The organism is Actinomadura sp. NPDC023710 (assembly GCF_040639875.1).
GTDB lineage: Bacteria > Actinomycetota > Actinomycetes > Streptosporangiales > Streptosporangiaceae > Spirillospora > Spirillospora citrea.
Genome location: NZ_JBFAGB010000012.1, coordinates 153172 through 168580 on the forward strand (window position 1 = coordinate 153172; position 15409 = coordinate 168580).

The 15409-nt window shown below is 71.8% G+C and carries 14 protein-coding genes; 8 read left to right on the plus strand and 6 right to left on the minus strand.

The window, feature by feature from the left end; translation table 11 throughout:
• Positions 1-234 precede the first annotated feature (234 nt).
• From AB0H37_RS16395 to hisC, 7 genes are all read left to right on the plus strand, one after another.
• Complete coding sequence (locus tag AB0H37_RS16395) at positions 235-906, plus strand: lysophospholipid acyltransferase family protein (RefSeq protein WP_360613416.1); 672 nt, start codon at positions 235-237, stop codon at positions 904-906.
• Positions 907-958: 52 nt separating this feature from the next.
• On the plus strand, positions 959-1657 hold the full coding sequence (locus AB0H37_RS16400) for a hypothetical protein (protein ID WP_329096851.1): 699 nt from the start codon (positions 959-961) through the stop codon (positions 1655-1657).
• A gap of 115 nt (positions 1658-1772) precedes the next feature.
• Positions 1773-1955, plus strand: a complete 183-nt coding sequence (locus AB0H37_RS16405) for a hypothetical protein (RefSeq protein WP_229810183.1) — start codon at positions 1773-1775, stop codon at positions 1953-1955.
• Positions 1956-2099: 144 nt separating this feature from the next.
• On the plus strand, positions 2100-3443 hold the full coding sequence (locus AB0H37_RS16410) for an SPFH domain-containing protein (RefSeq protein ID WP_329096848.1): 1344 nt from the start codon (positions 2100-2102) through the stop codon (positions 3441-3443).
• Between the two features lie 77 nt (positions 3444-3520).
• On the plus strand, positions 3521-4195 hold the full coding sequence (locus AB0H37_RS16415; protein WP_179831702.1) for an NUDIX domain-containing protein: 675 nt from the start codon (positions 3521-3523) through the stop codon (positions 4193-4195).
• A gap of 57 nt (positions 4196-4252) precedes the next feature.
• Positions 4253-4546, plus strand: a complete 294-nt coding sequence (locus AB0H37_RS16420; RefSeq protein WP_360613418.1) for a DUF6401 family natural product biosynthesis protein — start codon at positions 4253-4255, stop codon at positions 4544-4546.
• A 39-nt stretch (positions 4547-4585) separates the two neighbouring features.
• Complete coding sequence (gene hisC, locus AB0H37_RS16425) at positions 4586-5659, plus strand: histidinol-phosphate transaminase (RefSeq protein ID WP_329096845.1); 1074 nt, start codon at positions 4586-4588, stop codon at positions 5657-5659.
• 15 nt (positions 5660-5674) lie between these two features.
• Here the strand turns inward: hisC and AB0H37_RS16430 are convergent, their stop codons facing one another.
• The 6 genes from AB0H37_RS16430 to purD all read right to left on the minus strand — a co-directional run bounded on the left by AB0H37_RS16430 (position 5675) and on the right by purD (position 13914).
• Positions 5675-7003 (minus strand): transcriptional regulator, encoded by a 1329-nt coding sequence (locus tag AB0H37_RS16430; RefSeq protein WP_179831705.1) that lies wholly within the window; start codon positions 7001-7003, stop codon positions 5675-5677.
• Positions 7004-7820: 817 nt separating this feature from the next.
• Entirely contained in the window at positions 7821-9107 is a 1287-nt protein-coding gene (gene murA / locus AB0H37_RS16435; protein WP_179838279.1) for a UDP-N-acetylglucosamine 1-carboxyvinyltransferase, read from the minus strand.
• Positions 9108-9375: 268 nt separating this feature from the next.
• Positions 9376-10164 carry an MOSC N-terminal beta barrel domain-containing protein gene (locus AB0H37_RS16440; protein WP_329096842.1) on the minus strand — a complete coding sequence of 263 codons (789 nt, stop codon included), beginning with the start codon at positions 10162-10164 and terminating at the stop codon, positions 9376-9378.
• An 8-nt stretch (positions 10165-10172) separates the two neighbouring features.
• Positions 10173-11483, minus strand: a complete 1311-nt coding sequence (gene purB / locus AB0H37_RS16445; RefSeq protein ID WP_179831707.1) for an adenylosuccinate lyase — start codon at positions 11481-11483, stop codon at positions 10173-10175.
• Complete coding sequence (locus AB0H37_RS16450) at positions 11476-12621, minus strand: low temperature requirement protein A (protein WP_179831708.1); 1146 nt, start codon at positions 12619-12621, stop codon at positions 11476-11478. The genes purB and AB0H37_RS16450 overlap by 8 nt, the downstream gene beginning before the upstream one ends.
• A 42-nt stretch (positions 12622-12663) precedes the next feature.
• Positions 12664-13914, minus strand: coding sequence for a phosphoribosylamine--glycine ligase (gene purD, locus AB0H37_RS16455; protein WP_360613422.1), 1251 nt, complete (start codon positions 13912-13914; stop codon positions 12664-12666).
• A gap of 370 nt (positions 13915-14284) precedes the next feature.
• On the opposite strand from purD, the gene AB0H37_RS16460 reads away from it, so the two are divergent.
• Positions 14285-15370: a magnesium and cobalt transport protein CorA gene (locus tag AB0H37_RS16460; RefSeq protein ID WP_329096838.1), complete on the plus strand. Its 1086-nt coding sequence runs from the start codon at positions 14285-14287 to the stop codon at positions 15368-15370.
• Positions 15371-15409 lie beyond the last annotated feature (39 nt).

The following is a 15409-nucleotide window of genomic DNA, read 5'->3' on the forward strand; positions in this document are numbered from 1 at the left end:
GACGATGCGCCCGGGGCATCCGGGTGCCTCCCGGGAGATCCGGTAAACGAGGTAATAACTTACCGAAGAGAAACTTACTTGGCAGTAAGGAATGGTCTCGAATCCCGTCCACCCGGCCTTTGACCAGCACTTTGGTCATTCATGGCACTCTCTGGGGCGGGGAAAGGAGGACGCTGACCCGGGCCCGGATCGGTGCAGAGGTTACAGTGGCGGTGGCGAAATTCGGGAGGCTGGGTGTTCTACACGTTCATGACGCGCGTGGTGCGTCCGATCCTCTGGCTGCTTTTCCGTCCGCGGGTGGTGGGCGGCGAGAACGTGCCGAGCTACGGGCCGCTCATCGTGGCGAGCAACCACCTGTCGTTCATCGACAGCTTCATCATCCCCCTGGCGGTCCCGCGCCCGGTCACCTACATCGCCAAGGCGGCCTACTTCGAGGGCGGCGGGCTCAAGAACCGCTTCGTCCGCTGGTTCCTCACCAACCTCGGCCACGTCCCGGTGCGGCGCGGCGCCCGGCGAGCCGCCATGGGCGCCCTGGAGCAGGCCGCCGAGGTCCTCGACAACGCCGGCGCGTTCGCGATCTATCCCGAGGGCACCCGCTCGCCCGACGGCCGCCTCTACCGCGGCCGGACGGGCATCGGCTGGCTCGTCCTGGAGTCCGGCGCCCGCGTCCTGCCGGTCGCGTTGGAGGGCACCGAGAAGATCCAGCCGATCGGCGCGGGGCTCCCGCGCGTGTTCGGCCCGCGCCCCACCGTGCGGATCGGCCCGCCGATGGACTTCTCCCACTACCGGGACCTGCCGCCCGCCAAGGCCCGCCGCGCCATCACCGACGAGATCGTCGAGACGATCCAGAAGATGTCCGGCCAGGAGTACGCCGCGGAGTACAACGAGCGGGCCGAAAAGGGCTGACCCGCGTGTCGTCCGGGGCGGTGCGCCCCTTTCGCGCCGTAGTGTCGCCGCCATGGCGCACAGGCTCCTCCCGGTCACGCTGCTGCTGTCGACGGCCGTCGCGGCCACCGCGTGCGGCGGCGACGCCGAGCGCGCCCGCCAGGTGCGCGGCACCGCCCGCGCCGAGGTGGCGGGCATCGGCCACACCTCCGCCCAGCTCGCGCAGGCGCTGCTCCAGCAGCCGTCCGGCTACCGGCGTGCGGGCGAGCCCGACTGGGGCGAGTACGGCTCGCTGAAGGCCATCCAGAACGCCTCCAGGCTCCAGCGGGAGGCCGTCCTGGACAAGCCCTCCTGCGGGAAGGCCCGCCCGGGCGGCGACGTGGCCGGCGACGTGCCCGCCGCGCTCGTCTCGTTCACCGGCGGCCGCGGCCTGACCGCGACCGAGACCCTCATGAGCCTGTCCGCCGCCGACGCCGAGAAGCAGGTCAACGCCCGCGTGCCTCCCGGCTGCCTGAAGTTCCGCACCCGGGTGGGCACCACCTGGGCCGCGCACAAGGTGGCCGAGGCGCCGAAGGGCGAGATCGGCGAGGGCTCGCGCACCATCGGCGTCGCCACCGTCGGCGGCGGCACCCGCACCCGGACGTGGTACGTCGTGTTCCGCGGCCCCCGCTACCTCGCCACGATCACCGTCTTCGGGCCCGGCGCCACCCGCGCCGACGCCGAGCGCCTGGCCGGCGAGGCGCTGGCCCAGGCCGGCCGCGTCCTGTCCTGAGTCCCGCCGCTCGCCGTCCCCGCCGCGCAGCGGATAGCGTTCGCCCTACGCGGCGCGGAGAGCGGCTCCGGGCGGACCGGGCCAGGGGGTTTCCTTGATCGGTAAGGAGGGCCGGGTGACCGGCCGGATCGGACCCGGGCTGGTCGGCGAGGTCATGATCGCGGTCCGCGGCGGGGCGGAGGCGTTCTACGCCCATTCCGTCGACCCGCGCGACGAGATCGGCGTCGGCTCGATCGTCGTCGTGGTCGAGTACCACCCGCCCCGGACGGTGTACGTGGCGCCCGCGCTGGCCCACTGAGCGTCCCGCGGAGCCTGGCCTGATGCGGACGTGAAGATCCGGTTCGGAGACCGAACCGAACACCCCTCCGCCGCGTCTGATGGGAAACGCGGACGGGCCTGACGCTTCGGGCCGGCCGCCCTACCCCCGGAGGAGGAGGCCCGTATGCCCGTGCTCGTCCTGGCGATCGGTGTCGTCGTCGCCGTCATCGTGCTGATCGTTCTGTTCAAGATGGTGTGGCGGGTCGCCGAGCCGAACGAGGCCCTGATCATCTCCGGGCTCGGCGCCAGGTCCAAGCCGATCGACGGCGTGGACAGCCTCGGGTTCAAGATCGTGACCGGCAAGGGGACGTCCGTCCTGCCGGGCTTCCAGGTCGCCCGCCGGCTGCGGCTCGACAGCCGGGCCGCGAACCTGGAGGTCAACTGCGTGACGCAGCAGGGCATCCCGGTCAAGGTCCGCGGGGTGGTCATCTACAAGGTCGGCGACGACTTCGTGTCGATCGCCAACGCCGCGCGCCGCTTCCTGGAGCAGCAGAACTCGATGGACGGCGCGATCCACGAGCTGTTCACCGGCCACCTGCGCTCCATCATCGGCAACCTCACCGTCGAGGACCTGATCCTCAACCGCGAGCGGCTCACCTCCGAGACCCGCGGCTCGGCCGCCGACGAGATGAGCAAGCTCGGCCTGGTCGTCGACTCCCTGCAGATCCAGGAGATCGACGACGAGACCGGCTACATCACCAACCTCGGCCGCCCGCACGCCGCCAGGGTCGCCTCGTCCGCCCGCATCGCCGAGGCCGAGCGCAACCAGGAGGCCACCGAGCGCGAGCAGGAGACCGAGCGGCAGAACGCGGCGGTCATCCGGGACACCGAGATGAAGAAGGCCGAGTACCAGGGCCAGGTGCAGCAGGCCGCGCAGCAGGCGCGCCAGGAGGTCATCCTCAAGGAGACCCGCAACGCCGAACTGGAGGCCGAGCGCACCGAGAAGCGGCTGGAGAGCGAGATCCGCAAGCCCGCCGACGCCCGCGCCTACGAGCAGGTCAAGCTGGCCGAGGCCGAGCGCGAGGAGCGCATCTCCTACGCCCAGGCCGCGGCGACCGAGGTCCAGCTCAAGGCGCAGCGCGAGTCCGAGGCCATCCGGCTGATGGGTGAGGCCGAGGCCGACGCGATCCGGCGCAAGGGCCTGGCCGAGGCCGAGGCGATCAAGGCCCGCGCGGAGGCGCTGGCGGAGAACACCGACGCCGTCATCGCCCAGCAGCTCGCCGAGCAGTGGCCGCAGATCGTCGAGGCCGGCGCGGGCGTGTTCGGCAACGTCGACAACATGGTCGTGCTGAACGGCGCCCAGGGCGTCGAGGACATGCTCGCCAAGGCCCTCACGCTCGGCGGCACCGGCCTCGGCGTCGCCCGCCAGCTGCTCGCCGGGCTGAACCAGAGCGCCCCCGCGGGAGCCAACGGCCACAACGGCGTCCCGGCCGCGACCGTCCCCGTCGAGATCCCCAAGGAAGACTAGGCGCCGATGCGCGGAAGGCCCGGCCCCGCCGGGCCTTCCTGGCCTCAGTGGGGGGCCGGCCCCGCTAAGTTCGTTGCATGCCCGTGCCCCGGCTTGCCGTCTCCGTCGACCTCGTGGTGCTCACCGTCCGGGAGCAGCGCCTGTGCGCTCTGCGGTGGCGGCGCGACCGGCCGCCGTACGAGGGGGCGTGGTCGCTGCCGGGCGGGTTCATCCAGCTCGACGAGGACCTGCCGGTGGCCGCGGCCCGGCTGATGGCCGAGCGGGCCGGGCTCGCGGACGTGCGGATCCACCTGGAGCAGCTCGCCACCTACGGGTACCCGGACCGCGACCCCCGGCAGCGGGTGGTGAGCGTGGCGTACCTGGGGCTGGCGCCGGACCTGCCCGCCTCCAGCCGCGCCCAGGTGCTGTGGACGGCCGTGGACGACCTCCTCCACCACGACCGGGCCGCGTTCGACCACCGCCGGATCCTCGGCGACGGGATGGAGCGGGCGCGCGCGAAGCTGGAGTACACCTCCCTGGCGGCGGCGTTCTGCCCGCCCGAGTTCACGGTCGCCGAGCTGCGGCGCGTCTACGAGATCGTGTGGGGCACCACCCTGGACCCGCGGAACTTCCATCGGAAGGTGACCGGCGCCGACCGGTTCCTCATCCCGACCGATCAGACCACGACGCGCGACGGCGGACGTCCCGCGCGCCTTTACCGCAGGGGCGATGCCGAGCAGTTGAGGCCGCCCATGCTGCGGCCCCGCGGATGAGCTTTTACCTGGGGTGATGTTCCGAGCAGCGCCGGACCGTTGCTAGTTTCACCCCCTATGAACGGTGACTCGCCCGAAGTGCTCGGCCTGCTCGTCCGGGACATCGGTGAGGCGGGCGTCGCGGAGATGGCCGGTTCGCCGGGCCTCGCGGCGGCCGTCGACCAGCACGTGGCCGGCCTCCGCGACGAGCTCGGCGCGCCCGGCGAACCGCCCGGCGTGGACGAGCTGATGGGGTACCTGCACGGTTTCGCGGAGGACGCGTTCAGGCGGGGATGGTGGCCGCAGGACACCCAGGACTGGGAGTTCGTCCGGATCGTGGCTGTTTGTTGGATGATGAGGAACGCTGCGTAGGCTGGGGATCACCACCCCTGTGCAATCTGGAGGACAACGGTGTCCGAGGCAACCACACCCCGCTTCCGCTCCGTCCTCGACCGCTTCGTGGCCTACAGGCCCGGCAAGGTCGTGGTGTCGCCCGAGGGGCGCTCGTTCAAGCTGTCGTCCAACGAGTCGCCGCACGGGCCGCTGCCCTCGGTCGTGGAGGCGATCGGCGAGGCGGCGCGCAACGTCAACCGCTACCCGGACAACAACGCGACCTCGCTGACCGAGGCGATCGCGTCGTTCTGCGGCGTCCCCGCCGACCACGTCGCGGTGGGCTGCGGTTCCGTCGGGATGACCCAGATGCTGCTGGAGGCGGTCGCCGAGCCGGGCGCCGAGGTCGTGTACGCGTGGCGGTCGTTCGAGGCGTACCCGCTGCTGGTGTCGCTGTCGGGCGCGACGAGCGTCCAGGTGCCCCTGCGGGACGAGACCCACGACCTGCGCGCGATGGCGGACGCCATCACCGAGAACACGCGCGTGGTCTTCGTCTGCAACCCGAACAACCCCACCGGCACCGCCGTCGGCCGCGCGGAGATCGAGGCGTTCCTGGACCGGGTCCCCGCCGACTGCCTGGTCGTCCTGGACGAGGCGTACCGCGAGTACGTCCGCGACGACGACGTGCCCGACGGCCTCACCCTCTACGGCGACCGCCCGAACCTGGCGATCCTGCGCACGTTCTCCAAGGCCTACGGGCTCGCGGGCCTGCGCATCGGCTACCTCGTGGCGCATCCGCTCGTCGCCGGGTCCATCCGCAAGACGTTCCTGCCGTTCAGCGTGAACTCCGTCGCGCAGGCCGCCGGCATCGCGTCCCTGGACGCCACCGACGAGCTGATGGAACGGGTCGAGGGCACGGTGAAGGAGCGCGACCGCGTCCGCGCCGCCCTCCTCGCCGACGGCTGGACGGTCCCGCCCACCGAGGCCAACTTCGTCTGGCTGCGCCTCGGCGACCGCACGATGGAGTTCTCCGCCGCCTGCGACGCCCACGGCGTGAGCGTCCGCCCCTTCGACGGCGAGGGCGCCCGCGTCTCCATCGGCTCCCCCGAGGAGAACGACGCCTTCCTGACCGTCGCCGGCACCTTCAGGCGCTGACCGCAGCCCGCCCCCTCAGCTCGTCTTCGCCGGGCCCAGCTTCTCGACGATCAGGCGGTAGAGCTGGCGGGGGCGGCCGGGCTGGGGGGTGCGGTTCGGCGGGAGCGGCCAGGCGAGGCCCTCCTCGACGAGCGTGCGCAGGAGGCGGCGGGCCGTGCGGGGCGTGACGCCGAGCATCTTGCCGGCGTTCTCCGCGTCCACGATGAGGGGCTGCTCCTGGTCGCCGAGCTTGTCGGCGAGCCGGGCCAGGATCTCCAGGCCCTTCGGCTTGGCCTGCGGCTGGGTGCGCGGCGGCGTGCGGGGCGCGGGGACGAGCGCGCGGCCGTCGCGGTCCAGCGCGAAGCCCTGCGCCCGCTGGGAGCTCTGGGAGCGTGCCAGGGCGGCGCGGGCGTGGTTCTCCGCCTCGTGGGCCGTGCGGCCCATCCCGATGCCGACCTCGATGGCCAGGCCGAGCTCCTCGCGGACGCGCTCGACGAACGGCGGCGTCCGGAAGCCCTCGGTGGACGCGGTGACCGAGCCGCGCGTGGCGATGACGAGGTAGCTGTGGTCGTCGACGGGCCACACCGAGGCGTTCATCCGGTGCGCCTCCTGGAGGAGCACCCGGTGCAGGGCCAGCTTCAGCTCGTCGCGCCAGTAGCGCGGGGTGACGCGGCGCGGAGTCTCGCGGAGGGTCGGCACGTCCACCAGGACGACGACGAGCTGCGACTCCTCCAGGCGGTGGTGCGCGCCGAGGAGCGCGGCGGTCTGCAGGGAGCTGCGGATCGCGGCGCCGGTCGGCCGGACGCGGATGGTCGGGACGCCCGCCATCTCCATGCGCTCGGCGGTGGCGTGTACGCAGGTCATCGCGACGGTGGTCGCGCCGCGCCGCCAGAGCCGCTCGTGGAACGCGGCGAGCGTGCCGGGACCGGCGGCCTCCTCGCGCAGGTGCACCTGCTCGGTGCCGAGGCTGATCTCGGAGTAGGCCTCCTCGACCTCGGCCCGTCCGAGCACGTCGATGCTGACCCTGGACGGGTCGAAGCGCTCGTCGAGCGAGGCCCGCAGCAGCGCGCCCTGCAGTGCGGCGCCGTTCAGCGGCACGTAGGTGGCGGGCATCGTCAGGACGCCGGCCTTGCGCGCGAAGTCGTACGGGACCGGGCTGGCGAACAGGCACACGTCCACGCCCGAGCCGAGGCGCACGACCTTGTCGGCCGCCTCCTGCTCGTCGCGGTACGCGGCGGCCACCAGCCTGCTCGGTACGGGTGTGGGGCCGTGGCCCATGAGCATGACCCGTTCGACGAGGTCATGGGGGCCGACGACCCCGATCGTGAGGTCGGGGGTGACGGACCCCGTTCGCGCCGCGGTCATCGGTGATCGCTCGCTTCCCATCCGGCCTCTCGGCGGGGGCGCCGCCCCGGCCATCTGATCGCGCACGTTCCGCCCAACGGTTGACTCATGGCTTGACGCCCCTGCCTTCTGACCCAGCACCCGCAGTTCCCGTGCGATTCGACTTCCCGCGAACCCGCCTCCGGAAAGTGGAGGAGGTCCGTCTTGCCCGAGCTCCCTCCCGCCTCGCGAAGCGGGGGAGATCTCCTTCTAGCTGGCAGATCGGGTCAGGGCGACGCGATGTGACACCCAGACGCGAAATCGAATCAAGAGTGCGGCGAAAAAGTAACCTACGCGACCCCTTGGTCAGTAATTTGTCACCAATCGGCCAGTCTTGATCCTGCATCTTCGGATGTCCGAAGTTGAAAAACAAGACCCGAAATCACAGCGGGGGCCCCTTCCTGACGCTCCTACGTACTGGAGGGACCCCTGCGGTGTCCGTTTGGTTTACGCGAGGGCCGAAATCCGGCGACCCGATCTCGCCTGCTCCGGAAAGACGAGTGATCCGTCCAGGCCGTGCGGCCCGAGGCGGTCGGTGATTTTTTACCGCGTTACGGTCCGGTCGATTCGGACCGTTCCACGCATGACATCGCAGGTCAGAGAGTCGGTGTTCGGGCGGTAAGGAAGCTCCGCCCGAGCCGTGCGTGACCAGGCGGTAACGCACGGCTCAACGGATTTGCCGCGGATCGTTACACGGCTCGTCAGGGATCAACCAGGAGTTGGTCAGGCCCGAGGCCACATTCGGCCGAGCGGCGCGCGGTGGCCCCGGACCTCGCGGCGCCGCGAGAGCGCCCCGGCGCTAGCCGACTTCTCGGACGATCTCGGCACCGAGCTGGGAGAGCCGCTCGGCCGTGTGCGCGTGCCCGCGGTCGAGGTAGTAGGCCGAGGTGATGGTGGTCTCGCCCTCGGCGGCGAGGCCGGCCAGCACCAGGGCGCTGCCGCAGCGCAGGTCGTGGGCCTCGACCTCGGCGCCGCGCAGCCCGCGCGGGCCGTTGACCTTCGCGCGGTTGCCGTCCACCTCGATGTCGGCGCCCATCTTCGCCAGCTCGCCGGCCAGCTTGAACCGGCCGTCGAAGATCCGCTCGTAGATGTAGGACGGGCCCTCGGCCAGGCAGGACACCGCCATGATCGGCGACTGCAGGTCGGTGGCGAAGCCCGGGTACTCGTCGGTGATGACGTTGATCGGGCGGAGCGTCCGGTCGCGGCGCACCTGCAGGACGGCGCCCTGCTGGTGGAACTCCACGCCCATCTGCTCCAGCTTGTCGGCGGCGACGCCGAGGTGCTCCAGCGAGGCGCCGACGAGGCTGAGGTCGCCACCGGTGATCGCGGCGGCCATCACGAACACGCCGGCGTCGATCCGGTCGGGCATCACGGTGTGCTCGACGGCGGTCAGCTCGTCCACGCCCTCGACCGTGATGAACCCGGTGCCGCCGCCGCTGATCCGGGCGCCCATCGCCTGGAGGATGGCGATGTTGTCCAGCACCTCCGGCTCCAGTGCCGCGTTCTTGATCAGCGTGGTGCCGTGCGCCAGCGCCGCAGCCATGATCAGGTTCTCGGTGCCGGTGTGCGAGGGGGTGTCGCAGTAGAGCGTGCCGCCGCGCAGGTCGCCGGCCTTGATGTGGATGATGCCGTCGCCGTTGTCGGCCACGTGCTCGGTGACCGTGGCGCCCATCCGCTTGAAGCCGTTGTAGTGGAAGTCCAGGTTGCGGCTGCCGAGGTTGCAGCCGCCGACGCCCTCGATGACCGCCTCGCCGAGGCGGTGCAGCAGCGCCGGGACGAACAGGAACGAGCCGCGGAACCGGGACGCGATCTCTGCGGGCAGCACGGGGCTGCTCAGCGTCGAGGCGTCGATCACCAGCGTGCGCTCGGTCTCGTGGAGCTCGGCCTTGGCGCCGATGGCCCGCGCCAGCTCCACCGCCCGCCGCACGTCCTCGATGATCGGGACGTTGCGCAGCACGGTGCGTCCCCGGGAGGCCATCAGCGAGGCGCCGATCATCGGCAGGACGGCGTTCTTCGCCCCCTGGATGAAGACCGTGCCGTGCAGCTGTCGGCCGCCGCGCATGCGGTAGCGAACCTCGTGGCCCATGCTCATGCCGCCTAACTTCCTCTCGGGTGCGCTTGCTGTGCGATCCAGTTGGGAGCACGAGGGCCGAGCGTGCCTGACGGTGTCCCCCCGCTGCCGACGCGACCCCAGTAAACCATCGGGCCGGAGGTGTGGCGTCCGGCCCGGCCCCGCGGGCGTCAGTCTGCTCGTTGAGACCTCCGGAACACGCCAAAGGTTCGCGTTCCCTGGGAAAATTCCCAGGGGGGAGCCTAGGGGCGGCGGCCCTCCGCCGCCGGGGTTTTGAAGATCATCAGGGGGTGCGGGCCGCCACGGCCTCCACCGGGTCGCCCACCCTGAGCGTGCCGAGGACGCGCGGGACGCAGTTCTGGCCGAACTGGATGCCGCGGTCCCGGGTGCGGTAGGAGGCGAGCGTCCGCAGCGGCTCACGGCCGCGCTCGGCGGTCCGCTGGTCGGTGGTGGTGATGACGCAGCGGGTGCACGGCTTGACCATCTCGATGACGGTCTCGCCGACGCGCAGCAGGCGCACCTCGTCCTCGCCGTAGGGGCCGAGGCCCTCGACGACGAGGGACGGGCGGAACCTGTTCATCGGGAGCGGCTCGTCCAGCCGCGCGTTGAGGTCGGCGAGGGACTCGGCGGAGATCACCAGCAGCGGGTAGCCGTCGGCGAACATGACCTCGCCCCCGCCGCGGGACGTGGGACGCAGGCCGGTGAAGCGCACGAGGCGGCAGTCGGCGCCGAGCAGGTCGCCGAACCAGGCCGCCGCCTCGTCGCCCTGGTCGACGCCCTGGCACTGCGACCGCTGGACGGAGACCTCCCGCACCTCGCCCTCGTCCGCGGCCTTGTGGACGAGCCGCGGGGCGCCGGGGGCGTCCACCGTGAGGACCGTCCCGTCGTAGGACGGGCGCATCAGCGCCATCCGGGCGTGGTCGCGCTGGGACAGGAAGCGGCCCTCGGGGGTGACCAGCATGAACTCGCGGTCGAACGGCAGGCCGCGCGCAGTCAGCTCGGCGCTGCGCAGCGCGGTCCCGCCGCCGCTCTTGAGCGGGTAGGCGTTCAGCTCGGTCAGGGTCCCCTGCACGGCCCCTCCTACCTGAGAGCGGTCAGGCGGTCGAACATCGGGCCGAGGCGCTTGACGAAGCGCTCGGGGCGGCACACCTCGTCCAGGCGCTTCTCGTCCAGCGTGAGGCCCGCCTCCGCCGCGTGCACGCGCAGGGTCTCGCGGAACGGAGCGCCGGTCTCCCACGTCTGCATGGCGGCCTTCTGGACGAGCGGGTAGGCCTCGTCGTCGCGCGACATGCCCGCCTCGACCAGCTCCAGCAGGACGGTCGAGGTGTAGATGAGCCCGCCGGTCGAATCCAGGTTCTCCCGCATCCGCGCCTCGTCGACGACGAGGCCGGACATGAGGCGGTTCGTCAGGTTCAGCATGTAGTCGAGCGCGACGGAGGCGTCCGGCAGCGCGATCCGCTCGGTGGAGGAGTGCGAGATGTCGCGCTCGTGCCACAGCGGGATGCCCTCCAGCACCGGGACGATCTGGGCCCGCACGATCCGCGCCATCCCCGCCAGCCGCTCGGAGATGATCGGGTTCTTCTTGTGCGGCATCGCCGACGAGCCCTTCTGGCCCTTGCCGAACGGCTCCCACAGCTCCCGGACCTCGGTGCGCTGCCCGTGCCGCACCTCCAGCGCGATCGCCTCGCACACCGTCGCCATGATCGCCAGGGACGAGACCCACTCGCTGATCCCGTCCCGCAGGACGACCTGCGTCGACACGTCCGCGGCCTTCAGGCCGAGCTTGCGCGCGACGTGCAGCTCGACCGCCGGGTCGATGTTGGAGTACGTCCCGACCGCACCGGAGATCGCCATCACGCCCACGGCCTCGCGGGCGCGCCGCAGCCGGTCGCGGGACCGGCCCATGGCGAACGCGAAGTCGGCGACGCGGTGGCCCCACACGTCCGGCTCGCCGTGGATGCCGTGCGTGCGCCCGACCCGCAGCGTCGCCCGGTGGGCCAGCGCGTGGTCGCGCAGCGTCGCGACGAGCGCGTCCGCCTTCTCCAGCAGGATGTCGGTGGCCTCGACCAGCTGCAGCGCGAGCGCCGTGTCGAGCAGGTCGGACGACGTCATGCCGAAGTGGACGAACCGGGCGGCCTCGCGGGGCTCGGTGTTGTCCGCCCACGCCGACAGGAAGGCGATCACGTCGTGCTGCGTCACCGCCTCGATGGCGTGCACGGCCTCCGGCGTCGGCGGCGGCGCCTTGCGCACCGGCTCCACCACCTCCGGCGGGATCGTGCCGGCCTCGGCGTGGGCCTCGACGACGAGGACCTCCACCTGGCACCACAGCTCGTACTTGTGCGCGTCGCTCCAGACGCGTCCCATCTCCGGAAGGGTGTAGCGCTCAATCACCCGACGATTGTCCCAGGCCGGGAACCGCGGCGTCCGGCCGGGTCGCCGCGTGTTCGAGCGCCAGCGCCGCGGCGACCACCAGGACGAGGGCGGCGATCTCGGCGGCGGCCAGCCAGAGGCCCAGCGGGGCGGCCGCGAGCGCGACCGCGGCGGCGCCGAGCCGGATGCGGGACGGCCCGATGCGGACGGCCCGGCGGAACGCCACGTCGCCCGCCAGGTAGAGCGCGACGCCGCCCGCCAGGGCGAGCGCGGAGCCGGTGTGCAGGCCGTCCCAGGCGTGCCCGACGGCCGTCCCCATGCCGGCCGCCGCGACGATGATCCCGACGACCAGCGGGATGTGGGCGTAGAAGTAGCCGAACATCGTCATCTGGGTGCGGCGCACGTCGTCGGCGGCGGTCAGCGACTCCTCGGCGCGCTCGTCGTCGCGGGCGAAGTAGCTCCACCAGAAGGCCGCCGCGAGCGCCAGCCCGAGCAGCACGGCGACGACCAGCCCCGCGTCCAGGTGCGCGTGCTCGGCCCCCGCCCCGACCGCGATCACCGACTCACCGATCGTGATCATGACGAGCAGCCCGTGCCGCTCGACGATGTGCGCGGGCTGGATGGTGAACAGCCCGCCCGCCGGCACGATGTACGGCTGGACGATCGGGACGACGAGCGCGAGCGTCCACAGCACGTACACCGCCGGCCCGTGGTCGAAGATCCCGGCGACGATGATGAGCACGGCCGCGAGGAGGTTGGCCGGCAGGACGCGCAGGATGTTCGGGTTGCCCTGCGCGTACAGCGTCACGTGGGCGAGCACCAGGACCAGGTACCCGACGCCCCACAGGACGCCGCCGCCCTTGAACGCCGTCGGGGTGGCCAGCGCGACCATGAAGAACCCGCCCATCCCGACCAGGAGCAGCAGGCGCCGCCCCGCGGTCGTGGGCGTGAGGGTGTTGGTCAGCCAGGCGTAGCCGCCGTACATCCACCACAGGACGCCGAACATCAGCACGACCTGGACCAGGCCCAGCACGTTCAGTTCCTTGACCAGCACGTGGCTGAGCTGGGTCACCGCGAAGACGAACACCAGGTCGAAGAAGAGCTCCAGCGTCGTGACGCGGTACACCTCTCCGCCCACCGGCACGGAGGGGGAAGCCATGCTCGACCTACCTTGTATCGATGTAATCAGGTAATCAGGTAATCATGGCATGGAGATCGCCTTCAGCGCGATGTCCGTCCGGTGGTGGGACCCGCGCAGGCCGATCTTGGACGCGGCCTCGTAGGCGGCGGCGCGGGCGGTGGCGAGGTCGGGTCCGGTGCCGACGACGTTGAGGACCCGTCCGCCGTTCGCGACCGGCTGCCCCTCGCCGCCGAGCGCGGTGCCCGCGTGCAGGACGTAGGTCCCCTCGACCGCGGCGGCCTCGTCCAGGCCGGTGATCTCATCGCCCTTCACCGGGGCGGCCGGGTAGCCCTCGGCGGCCACGACCACGGTGACGGCCGCGCCCGGCAGCCATTCGAGCCGCAGGCTCGGGTCGAGCCCGCCGATCGCGCACGCCTGGAGCAGCGTGGCGACGGGGGTGGCAAGCCGGTCCAGCACCACCTGGGTCTCGGGGTCGCCGAAGCGCGCGTTGAACTCCACCACCCGCACGCCCCTGGACGTCAGCGCGAGCCCGGCGTACAGGACGCCGACGTACGGGGTCTCGCGGCGGCGCAGTTCGTCCACGGTGGGCTGGACGACCGTGGACATGACCTCGTCCACCAGTTCGGGCGGCGCCCAGGGCAGCGGTGTGTACGCGCCCATCCCGCCGGTGTTCGGGCCCTCGTCGCCGTCGTAGGCGCGCTTGAAGTCCTGCGCGGGCAGCAGCGGGACGGCGTGCTGCCCGTCGCACAGCGCGAACAGGGAGACCTCGGGACCGTCCAGGTACTCCTCCACAACGACGCGGTCGCAGGCGTCGGCGTGCCGCAATGCCTCGTCGCGGCTCTCGGTGACGACCACGCCCTTGCCGGCCGCGAGCCCGTCGTCCTTCACCACGTACGGCGGGCCGAAGGCGTCGAGCGCCTCCTCGACCTCCCCGCTCGACTCGCACACCCGCGCGTCGGCGGTGGGCACGCCCGCCGCGGCCATGACCTCCTTGGCGAACGCCTTGGACGCCTCGATCTTGGCGGCGGCCCGGTCCGGCCCGAAGCAGGGGATGCCGGCCTTGCGCAGGGCGTCGCCGACGCCGGCCACGAGCACGGCCTCCGGACCGATGACGACCAGGCCGACCCGGAGCCGCGCGGCCAGTTCCACCACCGCCGTGCGGTTCGTCGGATCGAGCTGGTGATTGTCCGCGATCTCTGCCGTGCCCGGATTGCCCGGGGCGCAGTGGAGGGCGGTGACGGAAGGGTCGCGGTGCAGGGCGCGGGCGAGCGCATGCTCGCGGCCACCTGATCCAAGGACGAGTACTCGCACGTCGCGAGCCTACTGGTCCCCCGTCCCGTGCAGGGCGGGCATAACCCTTGCGCGAAGGGGCATGCAGCGGGGTGAGGCCCCCATCACACCGGGGATGTGTGAACCTCAACGATACGGGCGGCGTCCTACATATCGGCTGGTAGGCTGCCACGGGCTTGACCGCCCGGTGTCGAGGTGCCCGAAAGGAGGTGGTCGGGATGAGTCCTGGTGATACTTGCAGTTCGCCGGAGAACCCTCACAGTCCGAGCAGGACTGTTCCACCGTCCGCCTACCTCTGGCGCCCGGCCGTCGCCCTCGCGCGCTCCCTTCGCTGACCAGCTTGGGTTGAGCGCGCGCTACGTGCGTGGCCGGCGGGTTAGGAGCACCTCCCATGGCCATGACACGAGTCCGCCCGAGCCGCGCGCTGTTCAAGACGCGCGGCCGCCCCAGCGGCGTGCAGGCTGCGAACCGCGATTCCGCCGTCATCGACTGGGCCGCCTACATCGACGGCCACCGCGTCTGCACCGCCACCGTCGCCGACGCCGTCCGCCTCGTCCGCGACGGCCGGCTCGTCCCCGACGGCGACAGCGCCGGCTTCGTCTGGGTCGGCCTCCATGAGCCGTCCGCCGGCGAGCTCTCCGACCTCGCCGAGGTCTTCGGCCTGCACCCGCTCGCCGTCGAGGACGCCATCCACGCCCACCAGCGCCCCAAGCTCGAGCGCTACGACGACGTCCACTTCGTCGTCATGAAGACCGTCGGCTACGTCTCCAGCGGCCCCAGCGGAGCCGAGGTCGTCGAGACCGGCGAGATCATGCTGTTCTGCGGCCCCGACTTCGTCGTCACCGTCCGGCACGGCGCCCACGGCGCGCTCGGCCCCGTCCGCCGCGACCTGGAGAAGGACCCCGCGCGCCTCGCCCTCGGCCCCGCCGCCGTCCTCCACGCCGTCACCGACCGCGTCGTGGACGGCTACGTGAGCGTCGCCGACGCCGTCATGGAGGACATCGACGAGGTCGAGGAGGCCGTCTTCTCCCCCGAGCGCACCGACGAGTCCCGCCGCATCTACCGGCTCAAGCGCGAGGTCATCCAGCTCAAGCGCGCCGTGGGCCCGCTCGCCGGCCCGCTGCGCAACCTGACCGGCCGCCGCTTCGTCCCGACCGAGATCAAGGAGTACCTCCGCGACGTCGAGGACCACCTCACCCGCGTCCGCGAGCAGGTCGAGTCCTACGACGAGCTCCTCAACCCCATCCTCCAGGCGCACATGACCCAGGTCACCGTCGCCGACAACAAGGACATGCGCAAGATCTCCGCGTGGGGCGCCATCTTCATGGTCCCCACCGCCATCGCCGGCGTCTACGGCATGAACTTCGACCACATGCCCGAAACCCGCTGGCAGTACGGCTACCCCATGATCCTCAGCGTCATCTCCCTCGCCTGCTTCGCCCTCTACCGAGGCTTCCGCCGCAACGGCTGGCTCTGACACTGCATTTCTCTCCTCCTTCGGGCCTGGCGGCCCTCC